Raw genomic sequence first — 24,274 nt, 5'->3', positions numbered from 1 at the left:
CGGCAAAGACGGTGTTGGTCATATCGGTTTAACTGGCAAAGACGGCCGTAATGCGGATATTACCGTTGATAAAGGTGATCCAGACTTAGACGGTAACAACATCACTCGTATTAAGTACCAAGACGAAAACGGTAAGACCCACCAAGTGGCAACTAAAGATGATGGTATGAAATACGGTGGTGATAGCGGTTCCGTAATCAAGAAAAAGCTTAACGAACAAGTTAATGTAGTGGGTGGTATTACTGATGCTAGCAAGTTGACTACAGAAGATAATTTAGGTGTCGTATCCGATGGTACTGGCAACCTTAAGGTTCGTATGGCGAAAGACTTGAAAGGTCTTGAAACAGTAACAACTAAGGATGCTGCAGGTAATACTACAGTTATGAACGGTGGCGGTATAACGATTACACCTGCTAGTGGTAATGCAGTTAGTCTTACTAAAGATGGCCTTAACAACGGCGGTAATACAATTACCAATGTAGGCCCTGGCGTAAACGGCACGGATGCGGTTAACGTAAATCAATTGAAAGGTGCTACAGATGGGTTAGCTAATGCTATTAACTCCGTAGCGGGCGAAACACAACGTGTAGGCGCTCATGCGGCGGCTATGTCTGCATTGAAACCTATTCAATATGATCCATTGGAACCAACTCAAGTGATGGCCGGTATCGGTAATTACAGAGGTGAAACTGCGGCGGCTCTTGGCGTTGCACATTACACAGCAGAAGATACAATGTTCCATGTAGGCGTATCTGTTGGTAGCCACCATAACATGGTAAATGCCGGTGTAACTCGTAAATTCGGTACTTCCGATGCGAAGAAAGCAGTTCCTGAACGTTACAAAGGTGGCCCTATCAGCTCCATGTACGTAATGCAAGATGAAATGACTGCTTTGAAAGCTAAGTACGAAAAAGTACAACGCGACAATGAAGAAATGAGAGCACAAATTGCATTATTGATGCAACAAGCGGGCTTGAAATAATATGAAATAACATATTGATATGGCAGTGCTTATAAAAGGCGCCAAAAGCGAAATGCTTTTGGCGCCTTTTTGCATGCAAAAAATAGATTTAATGGCTATTTGAGCATATATATGTCATGGTATTTTGTAATGTAATTAAAATAGGTAAGTAATAATTAGATCATAATAGTTTACTAAGGTGAAATACATTTTTTCATGAAGTTAATTTTATGCGAAAAAATTAGTACATTTAGCATATTCATAAGGTATATGGCGGAGTTTTTGTATATTCATAAATATTTATGATTTGGAAGTGAGTGTAGAGTGAAAAATTTTTTACTTTTACCATAGAATATGATATGTTTAATATGATATGCATCGGTAAATAGCCATATATTAACTGTATTTTTACTTTTTAAAATAGTTATAAAATATTTTATTATATTCATATAATTTGATAGTTTTATGCAAGGAGTAAGACGAGATGAACCGAATTTTTAAAGTAATCTGGAGTCGTACAAAAGGGTGTTATGTCGTTGTGGCTGAAACAGCGAAAAATATGTCGAAACGCTCGACAATGACAACGGTATTTGCCAAGATGTCAGGGTCTGTAATTGCTACGGCTTTATTTATGTCCATGATGTCTCCAATGATTGTGCATGGGAGTACTATTGTGCAAGGGGCCGGCGCTCAAGCTAAAAATGGTACTGTAGCGATAGGTGACAATAGTACAGCATTGGCAGATAACAGTGTGGCATTGGGTACAGGTGCTACTGTTACAAGAGCAAATAGGGCTGGTGTTGGTAATGTACAAGGTGTTGCCATCGGAAGAAATGCAAACGTTGAAGTAAATAATGGTGTTGCTATCGGTAATTTGACAAAAGTAGCTTCTTTAAATGGCTTTGCCCTTGGTAATACATCTTGGGCTGGATACGATGAGGCCGGTAACTATGTGGGTGCCGATAATGATCAGGCATTTGGTACCAATGCCAGAGCTTGGGGTGGATCCTCCATGGCATTTGGTAATAATGCTAAAGCTGCTGCCGGTGGTGCCGTTGCAATGGGTAACGGATCGCAGGCAAGAGGTAAATGGGCCGTTGCAATCGGTAATAATGCACAAGCTAAGGGCGAAGGGTCCAGAGCTCTTGGTGTAAACTCCTATGCAGTAGGACTCAACTCCATTGCAATGGGCTGGGAAAGTAATGCCCGTGAGGATTCTTCTATAGCTATTGGTACAGATTCTGACTCAGTTCAGAAAAATAGCATTGCCATCGGTAATCGTGCAGTTAGCTATGCAGAGGATAGCGTTACTCTCGGTAGAAATACGACAGTAAATAAAAATCATAATCGCTCAGTTGCATTAGGTACTAATTCTGCGACTGCGGATACTCATAGTACACCGAATCAGCTTGTAAATGGCTTGTGGTATAAGAATTTAGCGGGAGGAACGGCAGATTCTACTGTAAGTATCGGTAATGATACAGTAAAACGTACGATTACAAATGTGGCAGCAGGGCGTATGAATCCTTCGTCTACAGATGCTATTAATGGTAGTCAGCTATATGCCGTAGCAAATAGCTTGGGCAATTTAGCCACTACTACTAAAAATATCCTTGGCGGTAATGCAGCGCTCAATCCTGATACCGGTAAATTAACGATGAGCGATATCGGTTTTACAGGTAAAAGCACAATCCACGATGCTATTAGATATAATAAAAACAATATCGATAAAGGATTGTTTTTTTATGGGGATAACTTTGTTCAGAACCAAGTAAAATTAGGTGACACAGTAAGAATAAAAGGTGGCGCTAGCGGTGCTTTGGCTGACAACAATATTGGGGTTCAAGCAGACGGAAATGGCACACTAAATGTGAAATTGGCTAAAAAATTAACTGGTTTGGATAGCGTAACAGCAGGAACTGCTACGATTGATAATAAAGGGGTGTCTGTAGGCGGTAAGCTCTATGTGTCAACCGGTGGTCTTAATGCCAATAATCAACAGCTTAGAGGTGTTGCAGACGGTACAGGTAGTCAGGACGCAGTTAACTACGGTCAGTTGCAACGGGCAATTAACGGTACAGCTAAAGAAGCCATTGTAAAAGCAAATGATGATGGTAATATTACGGTAAGGGAAAACTCAACGGCGAAAGGTGGTAAGGAGTATACTGTTGGCTTAAATTATAAGATTACTGTAGGGAAAGGGGCGGCCTCGCATCCTATAACCATAGATAGTGGTACAGGAACGGTCACAGGTCTTACCAATACATCATGGAATGTAAATAATCCAGCACCTGTTACAGGACGTGCTGCTACGGAAGATCAGTTAAAGCGGGTTAATGATAAGGTTAATAGTAATAAATCATCGATTGATACTAATGCACATAATATTAGCAACAATAGCCAGAGCATCAGTAAGAATAAACGAGATATTGCTACTATTAACACCGCCCTTGATAAAGGTATTAGCTTCGCCGGTGACAATGGGCCTGTAAGCAACAGAAAATTAGGTGAAACAGTAAAAATAAAAGGTGATTACGTAGGTTCTGTATCTGATTATAATATTAATGTCCAATCAGATGGTAATGGCACATTAAATGTGAAATTGGCAAAATCTTTGAACGGATTGGACAGTGTAACAGCCAGTGGTACGGTTATTAATGCTGGCGGTTTGACTGTTGGTGGCAGAAACTATGTAACACCAACAGGCATTAATGCTAATAATCAAAAAATTACTGGTGTTGCTACTGGTACATCATATAGTGATGCGGTTAATTACGGTCAACTACAAGATGCTATCAACGGCACTGCTAAGGCATCTACTGTGAAAGCAAAAGATAAAAATGTAATCGTAACAGAAGGTACCAATGCAAATGGTGGTAAGGAATATACTGTTGGCTTAGGCGAGAAAATTTCCGTAGGCGGACGGTTTCCTATAACACTGGACGGCACTATAGGCAATGTAACAGGACTTACTAATAACAGCTGGGACGTTAATAATCCTCAAGCCGTAACCGGTCGCGCCGCAACGGAAAGTCAGTTGCAGACTGTTAATACGCAAGTTAATACAAACAAGGCTAATATTGCTAAGAATGCTGCTGATATCAATAAGAATAAACAAGATGTTGCAACGAACAAGCAAGATATTGCGACAAATAAAAGTGCTATTTCTTCAATCAATTCAACAATTGAAAAGGGGTTGAATTTTGGTGGTGACAGCGGGGCAGTTTTCAAGAAACAATTAGGTGAAACACTAACTATTAAGGGTGGTGCCCCTGCTACGAAGCTAACAGATAATAATATTGGTGTCATATCCGACGGCAACACATTAAATGTGAAGCTAGCAAAAACATTAACGGGTTTGACCAGTGTGACTGCAAGTGGTACGACTATCAATGGTGCTGGTTTGACTGTAGGTGGCAAGAACTATGTGTCTTCAACAGGTATCAATGCCAATAATCAAAAGATTACTGGTGTTGCTAATGGTACAGCGCCTGATGATGCGGTTAATTTCAGCCAATTACAAAATGCTATCGGTGGTACTGCCAAGGCCACTACGGTAAAAGGGAAAGACGCGAATGTAACCGTAACAGAAGGTACCAATGTGAATGGTGGTAAGGAATACACTGTTGGATTGGGTAATAAACTTGCGGTAGGTACGGCACATCCTGTAAATGTGGACGGAACTACTGGAACTGTAACAGGCCTTACGAATACCGCTTGGAATGTAAATAATCCACAAGCCGTAACTGGTCGTGCTGCAACGGAAGATCAGTTGAAGTCTGTTAATACACAGGTTAATACAAACAAGGATAAAATATCTCAGAATACGACTGATATCGGCAAGAATAAACAAGATATAGCTAAAAACACGGCTGATATCACTAAGAATACAACCGATATTGGCAAAAATACGACTGATATTGCTCAAAATACACAAGATATTGCGACCAATAAAAATTCTATCTCTACCATCAATACAACTATTTCTAAAGGCCTTAATTTTGATGGAGACAGCGGTGCTGTAATTAACAAACAGTTGGGCGATAAGCTTAGTATCAAGGGCGGTGCAGCGGCTGCTAATTTGACGGACAATAATATTGGTGTCGTATCTGATGGCGGTATGTTAAATGTGAAACTAGCGAAAACATTAACTGGTTTGGACAGTGTGACAGCTGGTGGTACAACCATCAATAATGGGGGCTTAACCGTAGGTGGTAAGACCTATGTAACGCCGAACGGCATCAATGCGAATGACAAGAAAATAACTAATGTTGCTGATGGTGAAGTGGCGGCTAACTCCAAAGAGGCAGTTAACGGCGGTCAACTTCATGCGGCTAAAACCGAATTAAATAACAATATTAATAATGCTAAAACTGAATTAAACAAAAATATCGGTGATGCCAAAACTGAACTTAATAAAAATATTAATGACGCTAAAACTGAACTGAATGGCAATATAGATAATGCTAAAACAGAGCTAAACAATAATATATCGACTGCGAAGAATGATGTGATTAACACAGGTCTCAAGTTTGATGCGGATACAGGCGGTGCTAAGACCAATAAATTGGGTTCCAAGGTAACGGTAAATGGCGATGATAATATCACGACAGAAATCAGTCAAACCGGTGATGATACTAAGATCGGTCTTAAATTAAAGAAAGATCTCAATGTTACTACTATTACTGCCACTGATACTGTGAAAGCTGGCACTGTGACTATGGGCAAACAAGCTGGTGGTGCTGGCGGTGTAAACGGTAACTTTGTAACAGGACTCGATAATAAGTCTTGGAACGCCGATAATCCTCAAGCTGTAAGTGGTCGTGCTGCTACGGAAGATCAGTTGAAATCCGTTAATGATAAGGTTAATACAAATGTAACTAATATCAATAAAGGATTAAACTTTAACGGCGATAGCGGTGCTACGATTAATAAAAAATTGGGCGACACTGTTACCATTAAAGGTGGTGCTACGGCGGATCTTACGGACAATAATATCGGTGTCGTGTCTGATGGCAGCACATTAAATGTGAAACTAGCTAAAACATTAACTGGTTTGGATAGTGTAACAGCTGGCGGAACGACTATTAATAGTAGTGGGTTGACCGTAGGTGGCAAGACCTACGTAACGCCAAACGGTATCAATGCTAATAATCAAAAGATTACCGGTCTTGCAAAAGGCACAGATCCTACTGATGCGGTTAACTTCAGTCAGTTGCAGGATGCTATCGGTGGAACTGCTAAGGCAAGTACTGTGAAAGCTAAAAACAGCAATATCACTGTAGAAGAAGGTACAAATGCAGCCGGCGGTAAGGAATATACTGTCGGATTAGGGGATAAAATCACCTTAGGAACTGCTAATCCTGTATCTGTGGATGGTACTGCAGGCACGGTAACTGGTCTTACCAATACTGCTTGGGATGTAGATAATCCACAAGCCGTAACTGGTCGTGCTGCAACGGAAGATCAGTTGAAATCTGTTAATACGCAAGTTAATACGAACAAGGATAAAATAGCTCAAAACACAACTGACATTGCTCAAAATACGACTGATATCGGCAAAAATAAGGCTGATATTGTACAAAATAAACAAAATATTGCTCAAAATACACAAGATATTACGACCAATAGAAATGCTATCTCTACGATTAATACGACCATTGCTAAAGGTCTTAACTTTGATGGCGACAGCGGGCCTGTAATCAACAAGCAGTTAGGCGATAAGTTATCTATTAAAGGTGGCGCCGTAGCTGCAAACTTGACGGACAATAATATCGGTGTCGTATCTGATGGTACAACATTGAATGTGAAGTTAGCTAAAACATTAACCGGTTTGGATAGTGTTACAGCGGGTGGCACAACTATTAATGCTGGAGGTTTAACTGTAGGTGGTAAGACCTATGTATCTCCAAATGGCATCAATGCGAATGACCAAAAGATTACCAATGTTGCTAATGGCGATGTGGCGGCAAACTCCAAAGATGCGGTTAACGGTGGTCAATTGCATGACGCTAAATCTGAGTTAAATAAAAACATTAGCGATACTAAGACCGAGTTGAATAAAAATATTGGTGACGCTAAAACTGAACTTACCAACAAAGGCCTTCGTTTTGATGCGGATAATAACGCTGAAAAAACGAATAAACTAGGCTCTAAGGTAACAGTAAACGGCGACGATAACATCACCACAGAAATTACACAAACTGGTGACGATACGAAAATCGGTCTTAAATTGAAGAAAAATCTTAATGTTACTACTGTTACGGCAGCGGAGACTGTGAAAGCTGGTACTGTAACCATGGGTAAACAATCCGATGGTGCAACTCCTGCTAATATGGGTAACTATGTGACTGGTCTTGATAATCAGGCATGGAGCGTAACTAATCCGACTGCTGTCAAGGGACGTGCTGCAACAGAAGATCAATTGAAGACAGTTACTGAAGCTATCAAAACTCAAGGCGCTAATGCAACGGACTTCAGTCTCGTTGCGAATCCTGCGGCGGGTTCTAATGGTGACTACACTGTAGATGCCAATGGTGACGTAGCATTGACCGTACAGGATAAGAACCATCCGGATAAAACAAAAACCGTAACGATTAAAGATGTAGCATCTAAATCCGAAGTGGACAAAGGCTTGAATTTTGACGGTGATTCTGGCACAACTATTAACAAGAAGCTAGGTGGTACTGTTGCCATTAAAGGCGGAGCTGCAGCTGCAAATTTAACTGATAATAATATTGGTGTTGTATCTGATGGCAGTACGTTAAACGTGAAGTTAGCTAAAACATTAACTGGTTTGGACAGCGTAACAGCTGGTGGCACAATCATCAATAGTGGTGGCTTGACCGTAGGCGGTAAGACTTATGTATCTCCAAACGGCATCAATGCGAACGACCAGAAGATTACCAATGTTGCTAATGGCGATGTGGCGGCGAATTCCAAAGATGCGATCAACGGCGGTCAATTGCATGACACTAAAACTGAGTTAAATAAAAACATTAGCGATACTAAGACTGAGTTGAATAAAAATATCAGTGATACTAAAACTGAACTCAACAAAAATATTGGTGACGCTAAAACTGAACTTACCAATAAAGGCCTTCGTTTTAATGCGGATAATAACGATGAAAAAACGAATAAACTAGGCTCCAAGGTAACAGTAAACGGCGACAACAATATTACGACAGAAATCAGTCAAACTGGCGATGATACGAAAATCGGTCTTAAATTGAAGAAAGATCTTAATGTTACATCTGTTACGGCTGCTGATACTGTGAAAGCCGGCACGGTAACCATGGGTAAACAGTCCGATGGTGCAAGCCCTGCTAATATGGGCAACTATGTAACAGGTCTTGATAATAAGGCGTGGAGTATTGATAATCCTACGATTGCATCTGGCCGTGCAGCAACGGAAGACCAATTGAAAACGGTTAGTGATGAAGTTAAGAAACAAGGTGCTAGTGCAACAGACTTTAGTCTCGTTGCGAATCCTACGGCAGGCTCCAATGGTGACTACACTGTAGATGCCAATGGTGACGTAGCATTGACCGTACAGGATAAGAACCATCCGGATAAAACAAAAACCGTAACGATTAAAGATGTAGCATCTAAATCCGAAGTGGACAAAGGCTTGAATTTTGACGGTGATTCTGGCACAACTATTAACAAGAAGCTAGGTGGTACTGTTGCCATTAAAGGCGGAGCTGCAGCTGCAAATTTAACTGATAATAATATTGGTGTTGTATCTGATGGCAGTACGTTAAACGTGAAGTTAGCTAAAACATTAACTGGTTTGGACAGCGTAACAGCTGGTGGCACAATCATCAATAGTGGTGGCTTGACCGTAGGCGGTAAGACTTATGTATCTCCAAACGGCATCAATGCGAACGACCAGAAGATTACCAATGTTGCTAATGGCGATGTGGCGGCGAATTCCAAAGATGCGATCAACGGCGGTCAATTGCATGACACTAAAACTGAGTTAAATAAAAACATTAGCGATACTAAGACTGAGTTGAATAAAAATATCAGTGATACTAAAACTGAACTCAACAAAAATATTGGTGACGCTAAGACTGAACTTACCAATAAAGGCCTTCGTTTTGATGCGGATAATAACGCTGAAAAAATTAATAAACTAGGCTCTAAGGTAACGGTAAACGGCGACGATAATATTACGACGGAAATCAGTCAAACTGGCGATGATACAAAGATCGGCCTTAAATTGAAGAAAAATCTTAATGTTACATCTGTTACTGCAGCGGAAACTGTGAAAGCTGGTACGGTAACCATGGGTAAACAATCTGATGGCGCAACTCCTGTTAATACTGGTAATTATGTAACAGGTCTTGATAATAAGACTTGGGATGTAGGTAAAGTTGTATCCGGTCGTGCAGCAACAGAGGATCAATTGAAACAAGCCTTGGCAGGTCAAACTGATACAGGTCTCAAATTCAATGCCAATGTAGGCGGTGTACAAACCAATAAATTAGGCTCTACTGTCACTGTTCAAGGTGAAGGTAAAGCTGCTGATACAGACTATAGTGGTGACAATATTAAGACTTTCATCAAACAAGATGCAGCAACAGGTAACACGACTATCGATGTGAAGATGAACAAAAATCTTAAGGCTGAATCTGTGAAAGTCGGTAAAGACGGTAAGGATGGCGTATCTCTTACAGGTCCAGATGGGGCGAATGGCATCGACGGTAAGGTAGCTGTTACAGATAAAAATGGCAAGGATGCTGTGTCCATGTCCGGTAAAGACGGTGTTGGTCACATCGGATTAAGCGGTAAAGACGGTAAAAGTGCGGATATTACTGCTGAAAAAGGTGCTGCTAATCTCAATGGAAATGAAATTACGCGCATTAAATACAAAGATGAAAATGGCACAACTCATGAAGTGGCCACCAAAGATGATGGCATGGCATATGGTGGCGACTCCGGTACTACCATCAAGAAGAAACTTAATGAACAATTGGACATTAAGGGTGGTGTCACCAATGAATCTGAGTTGACCGAAAACAATATTGGTGTTATTAGTAAAAATAATATCCTTAATGTTCGTTTGGCAAAAAATCTTAAAGGTCTGGATTCCATAACTTTCAACAATGGCACTAATGGTGCAAACGGTAAAACCGTTGTTAATGGTGAAGGTATGACCGTTCAAGATAAGGACGGCAATCCGTTGACTGCTATTACAAAAGACGGCGTGAAGATTACTAATGGTCCATCTATGACGAAAGATGGTATTGATGCAGCTGGCAATAAGATTACAAACGTAGCTGACGGTACAAATCCTAAGGATGCGGTTAATAAATCCCAATTGGATAAAGCGGCAGCAGCAGCTACTACAACAGTAACGGCAGGTAATAATGTCCAAGTAGATAAGACCACTAATGCGGATGGTTCTACAAATTACAAAGTGGGCCTCAAAGACCAAGTAACAATGGGGACTGATCCTACGAAACAAATTGCGATGGATGGCACAACAGGCACTATCAAAGCCGGTGATAAGATTACAATCGACGGTAACAAAGGCACCATTAAAGCAGGCGATAAAGTTGAAATCGATGGCGATAAGGGTACAATCAAGGCCGGCAATGTTGCAATCGACGGTACAAACGGTACGATTAAGGCCGGCGACAAGGTAACTATTGATGGTAAAGATGGTAAGATTGCTGCCGGAAAAGTATCTGTTGATGGCAAGGACGGTCATGTGACAGGTTTGGAAAACAAAGATTGGGATCCTAACAATATCACAAGCGGTCGTGCTGCTACAGAAGATCAATTGCAGAAGTCCCATAAAGCCTTGGATAATAAGATTAATAATTTAGGTGATGACATTACGAAGAAAGGCATGGATTTTGCCGGTAATACAGGTGATTTCCACCGTGATTTAGGTCAAAAGGTTACCATCAAAGGTGAAGGTCAAGGGGCCGATAGCGATTATTCCGGCGAAAATATCAAAACAGTAGCCGAAAATGGTAATGTTACTATTAAAATGGCTAAGAATCTTAAGACCGATAGCATTACTACTAAAACAGTTACTGCTGATACGGTCAATACTGATAAGGTGAAAGTTGGCAAAAATGGTCAAGATGGCGTTTCCATTACAGGTCCAGATGCTGCGAATGGTATAGACGGCAAAGTAGCTGTTACAGGTAAAGACGGTAAAGATGCTGTATCTATGTCGGGCAAAGACGGCGTTGGTCACATCGGTTTAACTGGCAAAGATGGTCGCAATGCGGATATTACCGCTGATAAGGGTGATTCTGATCTCGGAGGCAATGCTATTACTCGTATTAAGTACCAAGATGAACAGGGCAAGACACATCAAGTGGCAACCAAAGACGATGGTATGAAATACGGTGGTGATTCCGGTAATGTGATTAACAAAAAGCTTAACGAACAGGTAAACGTAGTCGGTGGCATTACTGATGCTAGTAGGTTGACGTCCGAAGATAATTTAGGCGTCGTATCTGACGGTACTAATCTTAAAGTTCGTATGGCGAAAGATTTGAAAGGTCTTACGTCAGTAACGACTAAGGATGCCGCAGGTAACTCTACGGTTGTGAACGGCAGTGGCATAACCATTACTCCTGCTAGCGGTAACACTGTAAGCCTTACTAAAGATGGATTGAATAACGGTGGTAAAACAATTAGCAATGTAGGTCCTGGTGTAAACGGCACGGATGCGGTTAACGTAAATCAATTGAAAGGAGTTACGGAGGGAATGGCTAATGCTATTAATTCCGTAGCGGGCGAAACGCAACGTGTAGGTGCTCATGCGGCAGCTATGTCTGCGTTGAAACCGATTCAATACGATCCGTTAGAACCAACTCAAGTGATGGCTGGTATTGGTAATTACAGAGGCGAAACTGCAGCAGCTTTAGGTGTTGCTCACTACACATCGGAAGACACTATGTTCCATGCAGGCGTATCTGTTGGTAGTCGTCATAATATGGTGAATGCTGGTGTAACTCGTAAATTTGGTTCTTCTGATGAGAAGAAGGCTATTCCTGAGCGCTACAAGGCCGGTCCTATCAGCTCTATGTACGTAATGCAGGATGAAATGACTGCTTTGAAAGCTGAAAATGCACGCATGAAAGCGCAGGATGAAAAATTAACTGCAGACTATGCGGCATTAAAAGAAGATAATCTTCGTCTACAGAAAGATAACGAAGAAACTAAGCGACAATTGGCTCTTATTATGAGTCGTTTGGGCATGTAATTCATATATGTTTCATCTTACATTCATGTGATAAAAAGCGAGTTGATGTACCAGAAAATACCCATGAAAATTAGATGATTTTAACCCTATATGGTATATAAAATGAAAGAACGAAAGTCTACTGTGAAAGGACTTTCGTTCTTTTTTTGTGTTTGACTTCACAAACTTTTCATAATAGTGTATAATACAGAACATATAATTTTAATCGAAAATTATAAATGTGATTAATTTACTATAAAATCATTAGCTTTAGATTATAAGTGTTGTTTGGCCCATTTTTGTAAGGGTTTTTATGATTGAAAATATATTTAAATGAGTAAGAAAATCAATTTTTAAAAGAAGTTTAAAGTTCTAAAAATAAATGAGCGAAATATGAAAAAAATATATTTACATTCATAAACTAATCTGATATTTTATATGTATAGTAATTAAATTTTTGATGAAAATTTTATTATTTTTAGTGTTTTAGTGTTGGTTTTAGAATCCCTTATAAAACTGTGTGAAAGGTAGGTACTACTAAATGAATCGTATTTATAGGGTAATTTGGAGTCAGGTACGAGGCGCATATGTCGTTGTATCTGAAATTGCAAAAAGCCATACTCGTGGCTCCAAAAGCTTTGTTAGTAATTCCGCAAAAGCTTCGGTAAAAGTTGGCTTGGCGGCTATGGTTTTGACCTGCGGTAGTGGGTTAATTTCGGGTGTTGATGCGGCACCTAACAGAGGCCTTTCTTTGGCTCCTGGTGAAGGACATAATGATGGCGGGTTTACGTATTTATATCCTGGTCAAAATTCTCCTTATATTCAGATGTATGATTACAAAACACCAGGGAATCCAGGAGGAGGATATTTATATACCAATAATAAGGTGTTCGGCATCCAAATCGGTAACAATGCGAATGCACGTGCTAATGATGGCTCCGTATCTGGTATTTCTATCGGTGACTATTCACAATCTCGTGCGTTGGGTATCGGTTTAGGCCATTATGCTCAATCTGAACAAATCGGTGCTATTGCTGTCGGTTCGGCTTCAAAGGCAAAGGGTTTTAACTCCTTGGCTATGATGCGTCAAGCCTATGCAGGCGAACAATATGCGGCGGCTATTGGTACAGCAGCATCTGCACAAGGTAAAGCCAGCTTGGCTATGGGTCATTCCGCATTAGCAACAGGTGATCAATCTATTGCTATCGGTTCTGCAAATCCAACTCCTAAATATGATGATAAAGGCACACCGTATACAGCATATGACGGAGCTACTAATACCCAAGCTAATGCAGCTCGTTCTATTGCTATCGGTCAAGGTGCTAAATCAAATACTGAAGATAGTGTTGCTATGGGTACAGGTGCTAATGTTGCTTCTGGCTCAAATTATAAAGGTGAAGCTTATGCAAGAGGCGTAGCCATCGGTAATCGTGCTACATCTCAAGGCATTCAAGGTGTAGCTATCGGTAACGGTGCAGCACATTATCGTGATAATGCGGTTGCTCTTGGTAACAATGCGCAAACTCGTGCGAAAGACGGCATTGCTATTGGTAACAATGCTGAATCTGGTATTAAAAATGACCCAAATTATAAAGTAAATAACTCCGTTGCTGTAGGTAACTCCGCACGTGCTCATGGCGGTTCCGGTGTGGCTCTTGGTAACGATACTTATGCATTGGGCGGATCTTCTGTGGCTGCAGGTAATGCAGCATGGGCATTAGGTGAACGTTCCACAGCTATCGGTAACAATGCTCATTCTGAAGGTTATGGCTCTATTGCTATGGGTCGTGAAGCTAGTGCTTTGAGCACTCAAGATGGGGACAAGAAAAATGTTGTGGCTATCGGTGATGATGCACAAGCAACTGGTTCCCGCTCCATCGCATTGGGCGTAAGCGCTCAAGCTGGTACATTAGAACGTGTACGTGATAGTAGCGTTTATAAAGATAATGATCAATTAATCACTCAACTTAAAGCGAAAAAAGAAGTAACTGATGCGGTAGCAATTGGTAGCGAAGCAAGTGTACAAGCAAACGAAGGTTTAGCTCTCGGTAGCAAAGCAACAGTAAATGACCTTCGTGGCGTTGCATTAGGTGCTAATTCTGTAACAGCTGCCCCTGTAAGCACAGCTAGTGAAACAATTAACGGTTTGAAATACAACTATGCTGGTGGTACTGCTGATTCCACAGTTAGCGTAGGTAATAACTCTACAAAACGTACAATTACTAACGTAGCGGCTGGTCGTGTGAATGCACAATCTACAGATGCTATTAATGGTAGCCAATTATATGGCGTTGCTAATGCAGTAGGTAATGTAGCTAAAAGCACTAAGAATATCTTAGGCGGTAATGCTAAAGTTGACCAAAACGGCTCTATCACCATGACTAATATTGGTGATACAGGTAAAAACACTGTTCATGAAGCAATTCAATCCGTAAATCAAGGTTGGGAACTTCAAGTTGATGGCCAAAAGGTTAAAGACGTAAAAGCTTCAAACCGTACAGTGAACTTTAACGCTGGTAAAAATATTAAATTAGAAGGCTCCGGAGACAATGTTACGGTTGCAACAGTTGATGATGCAAACTTCAACTCCGTTACAACTGGTAAAGTTTCTATGAGCAGAACTGGTATCAATGCTGGTGGTTATCAAATCACGAATGTACAATCTGGCGGCGATACATTAACAAATGCGGCTAATATAGGTGATATTTCTCGTATTGCTGCAAAATACGATAAATACTTGCAACGTGGTTCTGCAACGTATGAAGCAAACGGTAACGGCAAGATTAACATGACCGGTACAAATGGGTTGACTGCTGAAGTAACAGGTTTGAAAAATACGTATGTTACATCTGGTACAGTATCCAATGATGGTAAGAGATTGACATTGACACGTAATGACAATCAAACATTCGATGTTGATATCTCTAAAATCTCTAATGGCCTTTCCAAAACTGACTACCGTTTAATTGCAAACCCTGCAGCAGGTAGCAATGGCGAATATAAAGTAGCTGCTGATGGTAGCATGACATTGACTGTTGCTGATGCTGATGGTTCCAACCCTAGACAAGTTAAGTTGACGAACCTTGCTTCTAAAGAGCAACAAGATATCAATACTACTAATATCACAAATAATACTAACAAAATCGCTAAAGGCTTAAGCTTCCAAGGCGATAACAATGTTAAAATCAACAAACAACTTGGCGATACTTTAGGTATTACTGGTGGTGCTACAGGTGCTTTATCTGACAACAACATCGGTGTTGTAGCTAAAGACGGCAACCTTAATGTTAAGTTAGCAAAAGACCTAACAGGTTTGAACAGCGTAACTGCAGGTTCTGTTCGCGTAGGTAAACATAGCGACAATAAAAACTATGTAACTGGTTTGGATAATAAAGAATGGAATGTTCAAAACCCTACAATCACATCTGGTCGTGCAGCAACTGAAGATCAGTTGAAAAAAGTGTCTGATGAAATCAAGACTACTAATGCGGCTAAAACAGATTACCGTTTGATCAACAATACAAACTCTGCAGATGGTTCTTACTCTGTAGAAAACAACAAGGTTGATTTAAAAGTTAAAGATGAAGCTCATCCTAACAGCCCTGCTAATACGGTAACAATCAACAATATTGCATCCAAAACTGAATTGGATAAATTGACAGAACGTGCTGTTAAATATGATCTTAACGGTACTACTGTTAATAAAAACAAGGTTACGTTGGAAGGCCAAGGCGGTACAACAATTACTAACTTGAAAGCTGGTGAAGTATCCTCTACTTCTACAGATGCAGTAAATGGTAGCCAATTACATGATGTGAAAATCGAAGCAGGTAAACATTCTAAAGTTACTGTTTCCGATGATAACCTTAAATTGACAACTACTCTTGCTACAAGCACTGAAGGTGCTAAATATGATCTTCGTTTGAACAACAAAGTGACATTGGGTAGCGGTAACAATCAAGTAGTTCTTGATGGTACAGCAGGTAGAGTAACTGCTAGTGGCGTTGTAATGGGCGCTCAAACTGTTCAAAATACGAAACATGCAAGCGAAACTGGTAATTATGTAACTAACTTGAGCAATAAGAGCTGGGATTCCACATCTATCGTATCCGGTCGTGCAGCGACTGAAGATCAGTTGAAAAAAGTTAGCGAACAAATTACTCAACAAGGTAGCAGTGCAACTGACTATCGTCTTGTAAGAAACTCCAGCGCTGACGGTTCCTATAAGGTAAACGACAATGGTGAAGTATCCTTGACTGTAGAGGATAAAAACCATGCAGGCGTTAAAGAGCAAGTTACAATCAATAACATTGCATCCAAGACTTCTGTAGATAAATTGACAGATCGTGCTGTTAAATATGACATCAATAACGGTGTTGTTGATAAAACTAAAGTAACATTGGAAGGTGCGAACGGTACTACTATTACAAATGTAAAAGACGGTGCTGTAACAGCTACATCCACAGATGCTATCAACGGCAGCCAATTGTTCAAAACTAAAGAAGAATTGATCAATAAAGGCATGAAATTCGGTGCTGACTCTGGTAACGTAATCAATAAAAAACTTGGTGAACAAGTAAACGTTAAAGGTGGCATTACAGACGTATCCAAATTGACTGCAGAAGATAATATCGGTGTTGTATCCGATGGCTCTAACGACTTGAAAGTTCGTTTGGCAAAAGACCTTAAAGGTTTGAACAGTGTAACTGTAGGCGATACAAAAGTTACTTCCAACGGTGTAACTATCAGCAACGGTGCTACAAACAATGCATCTGTATCCCTTACTAAAACAGGCTTGGATAATGGTGGTAACAAGATTACTAACGTTGCTCGTGGTACAATCGACAGCGATGCAGTAAACTTGGCACAATTGAAAGAAGTATCCAACAGTGCATCTGCAGCAAATACAAAGGTAGCTGAAGGTAAAAACATTAAAGTTGATGAAAGCATCGACAATGTAACTAAAGCTAAAACGTATACTGTAGGCTTGAAAGATGAAGTAACATTAGGCTCTGGTAATACAGCTATCAATATTAACGGTACAACAGGTATTGTAAAAGCTGGAGACGGTGCTAATGCTGTAACTATCAATGGCACAAATGGTACTATCAACTCCGGTAAAGTAACAATCAATGGTACTACAGGTACTGTTAACGAATTGACTAACAGAACTTGGAACCCTAAAGCTATTACTAATGGTCAAGCTGCTACAGAAGATCAATTGAAAGTAGTAGACAATAAAATTGATACTACAAAAACTGAAATCGTAGAAAAAGGCTTGAACTTCCAAGGTGATGCAGGTACTGCAATTCATAAAGACCTTGGTCAAACTTTGAAAATCTCTGGCGGTCAAGCTGATGCATCTAAACTTTCAGAAAATAATATCGGTGTAGTAAATAACAACGGCGTATTGAATGTTAAACTTGCTAAAGATTTGACAGGCTTGAACAGCGTAACAACTGGTGCTACAACTATTAACAACAATGGTTTGACAATCGGTGGTAACACATTTGTTACAAGTAATGGCTTCAATGCTAACGATACTCAAATCACAAACGTGAAAGCTGGTACAGAGGATAACCATGCAGTTAACCTTAAACAGTTGAAAGAAGTATCTAACAACGCAGCTGCAGCTAAAACTGTTGTAAAAGCAGGTAAAAACATCAATGTAACTGATTCTGAAGATCCACTTACTAAAGCTAAGACTTATACAGTTGGTTTACAAGACACAGTAACATTGGGTTCCGGCAATACTGCTGTTAATATCGACGGCACAAAAGGTATTGTGAAAGCTGGCGAAGGCAATAATGCTGTAACTATCAACGGTACAAACAGCACAATTAATGCTGGTAACGTAGCGATTAACGGTGCAACAGGCAATATCAATTCCGGTAAAGTTCTTGTTAACGGTGCTAAAGGTACTGTAAACAACTTAACAAATATCACTTGGGATGCTGACCATATCACAAGCGGTCAAGCTGCAACAGAAGATCAATTGAAAGTTGTTGATAAGAAAATTACTGACAATGGTAGCAACTTGACTAAGAAGGGCTTGAACTTCAAAGGCGATGATGCTACAAGCATTCATAAAGATCTTGGCGAAACATTGGATATCAACGGTGGCATTTCTGATGCATCTAAATTATCCAATAATAACATCGGTGTAGTATCTGAAAACGGCAAGTTGAACGTTAAACTCGCTAAAGAGTTGACTGGCTTAACAAGCGTAACAACTGGTGCTACAACAATTAATAACGAAGGTTTAACAATTGGTGGTAATAAATTCGTTACAGCTAACGGTTTTGATGCTAACAACACACAAATTAAAAACGTAAAAGCTGGTACTGATGGCAATGATGCAGTTAACTTGAATCAATTGAACGAAGTTAAAAATGCGTCTAACACTACAGTTGAAGGTAGCGAAAACATCAATGTTAACTCCACAGTAGATCCTAATACACAAGCTAAAACCTACAAAGTAGCATTGAAAGACAATGTAACTTTAGGTTCTGGCAATAATGCAATCAACATCAACGGTACTACAGGTATCATAAAAGCTGGTGACGGTGCTAATGCTGTGACTATCAATGGTACAAATGGCACTATCAACTCTGGTAAAGTGACTGTCAACGGTACTGCTGGTACTGTAAACAACTTGACAAACATTACTTGGGATGGCAAAAACTTCACAAGCGGTCAAGCTGCAACAGAAGACCAATTGAAAATTGTTGATAAGAAAATCACTGACAACAGCACTGACTTGACTAAGAAAGGCTTGAACTTCCAAGCTGATTCTGGCGAATTAATTCATAAAGATCTTGGTCAAACATTAGATGTTGTAGGTGGCATTACTGAGAAATCTAAATTGTCCGACAACAACATCGGTGTAGTATCCGAAAATGGTAAGTTGAATGTTAAACTTGCAAAAGATTTAACAGGCTTGAACAGTGTAACAACAGGTCAAACAACTATCAATAATGATGGCTTGACAATCAATAACAAACAATTCGTTACAGCAAATGGCTTCAATGCTAACAATACGCAAATCAAAAACGTAACAGCTGGCGTAGAAGATAATGATGCTGTTAACGTTAAACAATTGAACGATGTAAAAGCTGCATCTAATACAAAAGTAGAAGGTAGCAAAAACATCAATGTTGATGAAACTGTAGATAATGTAACAAAAGCTAAAACTTACACAGTTGCATTGAAAGACACTGTAACATTAGGTTCCGGTAATAATGCAGTCAACATCGACGGTACAAAAGGTATTGTAAAAGCTGGTGACGGCGCTAACGCAGTAACTATCAACGGCGTAAACAGCACAATCAATGCTGGTAAAGTTGCAATTGATGGTGCAATTGGTAATATCACTTCCGGTAAAGTTCTAGTTAACGGTGCAAACGGTACTGTAAACAACTTGACTAACAGAACTTGGGATCCTAATAACATCACTAACGGTCAAGCTGCAACAGAAGATCAATTGAAATCTGTAGATCAAAAAGTTACAGACAACAGTAAGAAAGGCTTGAACTTCCAAGCTGACTCTGGTGAATTAATTCATAAAGACCTTGGTCAAACATTGGATGTTGTAGGTGGCGTTTCTGATAAAGCTAAATTGTCTGACAACAATATCGGTGTTGTATCCGAAAACGGTAAGTTGAATGTTAAACTTGCAAAAGACTTAACAGGTTTGAACAGCGTAACAACTGGTCAAACAACTATCAACAACGATGGCTTGACAATCAACAACAAACAATTCGTTACAGATAATGGCTTCAACGCTAACAATACGCAAATTAAAAACGTAACTGCTGGCGTGGAAGATAATGATGCTGTAAATGTTAAACAATTGAACGATGTAAAAGCTGCATCTAATACAAAAGTAAAAGGTAGTAAAAACATCGACGTTGATGAAGCTGTAGATCCAACTACAAAAGCTAAAACTTACACAGTTGCATTGAAAGACACTGTAACATTAGGTTCCGGTAACACAGCTGTTAACATCGACGGTACAACTGGTATCGTAAAAGCTGGTAACGGTGCGAATGCAGTAACTATCAATGGTGTAACAGGCAACATTAATGCAGGTAAAGTTCTAGTTAACGGTGCAAACGGTACTGTAAACAACTTGACTAACAAAACTTGGACTCCAGGAAATATTGTTTCTGGTCAAGCTGCAACAGAAGATCAATTGAAAGTTGTAGATAGCAAAATCGATAAGAACACTGAAGACTTGACTAAGAAGGGCTTGAACTTCCAAGCTGATTCTGGCGAAGTAATCCATAAAGACCTTGGTCAAACATTGGATGTTGTAGGTGGCATTACTGATAAAGCTAAATTGTCTGACAACAATATCGGTGTTGTATCCGAAAACGGTAAGTTGAATGTTAAACTTGCAAAAGATTTAACAGGATTGAATAGCGTAACAACTGGTCAAACAACTATTAACAATAATGGTTTGACAATTGGTGGTAATACATTTGTTACAAATAACGGCTTCAATGCAAACAATACGCAAATCAAAAATGTTAAAGCTGGTACAGAAGATAGCGATGCTGTTAACCTTAAACAATTGAACGAAGTAAAAGCTGCGTCCGATACTAAGGTAAAAGGTAGCAAGAACATTCATGTTGAAGAAGAAATCAACGATCTTACAAAAGCTAAAACATACACTGTAAACTTGAAAGACACAGTGACATTGGGCTCTGGCAATACATCAGTTCATTTCGATGGTACAACAGGTATCATTAGAGCTGGCGAAGGTGCTAATGCTGTAAATATCAATGGTACAAACGGTACAATCAACTCCGGTAAGGTAACTATCAATGGTGGTTCTGGTACGGTTAATGATTTGACTAACAGAACTTGGGATCCTAATAAGATCACTAACGGTCAAGCTGCAACAGAAGATCAATTGAAAGTTGTAGATAACAAAATTGATAAAAATACTGAAGACTTGACTAAGAAAGGCTTGAACTTCAAAGGCGACTCCGGTGAAGCTATCCATAAAGATCTCGGTCAAACATTGGAACTCAAAGGTGGCGAATCTGATGCTTCTAAACTTTCAAATGGTAACATTGGTGTAGTTAATGAAAACGGCAACTTGAACGTTAAACTCGCTAAGAACCTTAAAGGTCTTGATTCCGTAACTGTTGGTTCCGATCCAAACAAACAAGTTGTTCTTGACGATAAGGGCGTATCTGTAGGCGGTAAAACATACATTTCTAATGAAGGCTTAAACGCAAATAATCAAAAGATTACTAACGTGGCAGCTGGTGTAAATGATACAGATGCAGTTAACGTTCAACAGTTAAAGAGCAGCATGGCGGCGGCAACTACAACAGTGAAAGCTGGCGATAGCGGCAATACAACTGTAACATCTACAACAAATGCGGATAAGTCCAAAACATACACTGTAGATATCAAAAAAGACTTGAACCTACGTAGTGTAACTACAACTACTGACGATCAACAACACTCTACTGTAACAAATGGTGTAGGTGTTACAAGCACTGATACATTAGGTAATACGACTGCTCTTACTGCAGGTAATGTGAAAGTATCCGATAATCAAAATAATACAACTCAAACAACAGCTAAAGGTGTACTTGTAGATAATCCAACTAAGGCCACTGAATTGACTGCTGATGGTGTTGTAACTACTGATAAACGGACTAAGAGCACAAGAACAACTGCAGATGGCATGGTAGTAACATCCGGCATGGGTGGTACTAAAGTAACTACTACTGTTAGCAGCAACGGTGTTGCAATTACTACACCTCCAGCAGGTCAAGGTGCTCCTAAAGATGGTACTGGTGCAGTAACATTGACTAAGGACGGCTTGAATAATGGTGGTAATAAAGTTGTTAACATGGCAAGCGGTTTTGCAGCAGGTGAAAATATCAACAATATCGCTGATAATAGCGGTAGCTTGACAAACGGTGCAAATATCGGCGACTTGAAGAAAGGTATCGATGGCCTTAAGAAAGCTGGCTTAGACTTTGCAGGTGATAAAGGCGAATTCCATCGTGACCTAGGTCAAAAAGTGACTGTTAAAGGTGGCGTTACTGATGAAAGCAAACTTTCCATTGCAAACAATATCGGTGTTATTTCCGATAACAACGGCAGCTTGAATGTTCGTTTGGCAAAAGATATTACTGGTATCAACTCCATTACAACTATGGATAACTCCGGTCATACAACTGTGACAAATGGTAACGGTATCACAATTAAGAATAATGGTGGTGGCAGCGTATCCTTAACAAGCTCTGGTTTGAACAACGGCGGTAATAAGATTACTAACGTGGCTCCAGGCGAAATTAGCTCCACTTCTACTGATGCTGTTAATGGTTCCCAACTTAATCGTGTTGCAAACAGCATGAATAATGTTGTAAACGAAGTTCGTCAAGTTGGTGCGATGTCCTCCGCGTTGTCCGCATTGAAACCTATGGCTTATGACCCTTACGAACCTACTCAAATCATGGCAGGTTACGGTAACTACCGTGGCGACTCCGCATTGGCATTAGGTGTGGCTCATTATAAAAATGAATCCATGATGTTACATGCTGGTGTAGCTTGGGCAGGCAGCAATAGCCATATGATGGCAAATGCTGGTGTAACTTGGAAAGTAGGTAACAGAGACGGCGAAGCAGAAACTGCAGATCGTTATCGTAAAGGACCTATCAGTTCTACATATGCAATGCAACGTGAACTTGCTGCAATGAAAGCTGAAAATCAAGGATTAAAAGGTGAAGTAGCTGATTTGAAAGCTGAAAATGAACAAATGAAAGCTAATATTGCTGCAATGATGGCAAGACTAGGTTTATAATACGTTCATGCTGAACATTACGGGTTGAGGATTCCCTTTTGGGGGTCCTCTCACCCGATTTAATTCGTTGATAGAAAAGAGGAATATATAATGAAAAAATCCACTTTGCTTGCTTTCACAGCGGCAGTATTATTCGGCAGTGGCGTATTCCATGTTAATGCGGCATCTGCTACATTTGATGATCCATTGCTTTTACCAAATCCAGCTAAAGTGCCTACAACAGGTTCTGTTGTATTGGTTCCTGTGGCTAGCCCTCAGGCTGTGCAAGGTATCCATGAATTTGTGAAAGCATGGGAAAATGCGGAAAAACATATTGCTTTAGCTGAAAGCAAAAAGAATAATCATCAAGCGTTAACTAAAGAAGAAGCTAAATGGTTACATTCTAAAGATAAGCATAACTATGCTGATTATTTCCGTAAACATTCTTTAGGTTATGTACATGGCCAAGAAACTGCATTGAACTGGAATGGTGAAAACCGTAATAAAAACGAGTATAGCTATTACACATTCCCTAAATATGATAAGGACCAAGGTTATACAAATAGCTACGGTTACAATGTATTGCGCAGTATGGTTGATCGCATGAATGAATTGCTTCAAAAACAAAAGGCCGTTGGCGGTCCTTTGACTGATGAAGAAGCACAAGCATTGGAAGATGCTATGCTTGATATTATGGCTCAAGATCAAGAACATGTATCTAATGAAGAATTGCGTTATTACATGAATGAAGCAGTTTGGTTTGCTACAAAACAAACTGTAAAAAATATGTCTGCAGAAGAACCTTCTGTTGGAGACATGCACGAAATTAACCTTCGTGAAGCGATTCAGACAGATAACTAATCATCTAATACATATATAATCACATTATATGTATAGCTTTTGTTATAAGGAATGTGCAGTTGCAATAACCTTATATATAAAAGTTTTTATATACAGTGTTGAGACACAAATAAGGGATTCTATTAACACACTGTCATATAGACAAGAAGTCGCAACAGAATGCAATAGATGTATTCTTGTTGCGGCTTCTTTTTATTTTAAATTCTCCCTATATGATATGTCTAAAAAAGTAATATAATTCAAGTTTTAAATCTGTAAAATTAGGCCGTGAAATTGTGCAAAAATAATGATAAAATTTTCCTGAAATTTGTCCAAATTTTGTTGACATCAGTATATGGAAATGTTATTATATTCAAGTACCCCATATGAAGGGGCACAGATCTTTGAAAACTGAACAATGATAGGTAATCAATCAAAATGATTGAACATA

General features: G+C 39.7%; 4 protein-coding genes. All 4 read left to right on the top strand.

Translation table 11 applies throughout. The features are described 5' to 3' along the window. On the top strand, positions 1-982 hold a 982-nt coding region (locus ACLRYO_RS09410; RefSeq protein ID WP_413084857.1), incomplete at its 5' end, for a YadA-like family protein. Between the two features lie 463 nt (positions 983-1,445). Further along, on the top strand, positions 1,446-12,194 hold the full coding sequence (locus ACLRYO_RS09405) for an ESPR-type extended signal peptide-containing protein (protein WP_413084856.1): 10,749 nt from the start codon (positions 1,446-1,448) through the stop codon (positions 12,192-12,194). Positions 12,195-12,714: 520 nt separating this feature from the next. Next, positions 12,715-23,004, top strand: coding sequence for an ESPR-type extended signal peptide-containing protein (locus ACLRYO_RS09400; RefSeq protein ID WP_413084855.1), 10,290 nt, complete (start codon positions 12,715-12,717; stop codon positions 23,002-23,004). Between the two features lie 90 nt (positions 23,005-23,094). After that, positions 23,095-23,844: a hypothetical protein gene (locus ACLRYO_RS09395; protein WP_012863663.1), complete on the top strand. Its 750-nt coding sequence runs from the start codon at positions 23,095-23,097 to the stop codon at positions 23,842-23,844. Positions 23,845-24,274 lie beyond the last annotated feature (430 nt).

This window comes from Veillonella parvula (genome assembly GCF_047241225.1).
In the GTDB taxonomy this organism is placed as follows: domain Bacteria; phylum Bacillota; class Negativicutes; order Veillonellales; family Veillonellaceae; genus Veillonella; species Veillonella parvula_O.
The sequence above is the reverse complement of the archived record's forward strand: the minus strand, read 5'-3'. Positions and strand labels throughout refer to the sequence as shown.

Coding starts and splice junctions, on each gene's coding strand:
- ACLRYO_RS09405 (WP_413084856.1), top strand. CDS start 1,446: ATGAACCGAATTTTTAAAGTAATCTGGAGTCGTACAAAAGGGTGTTAT.
- ACLRYO_RS09400 (WP_413084855.1), top strand. CDS start 12,715: ATGAATCGTATTTATAGGGTAATTTGGAGTCAGGTACGAGGCGCATAT.
- ACLRYO_RS09395 (WP_012863663.1), top strand. CDS start 23,095: ATGAAAAAATCCACTTTGCTTGCTTTCACAGCGGCAGTATTATTCGGC.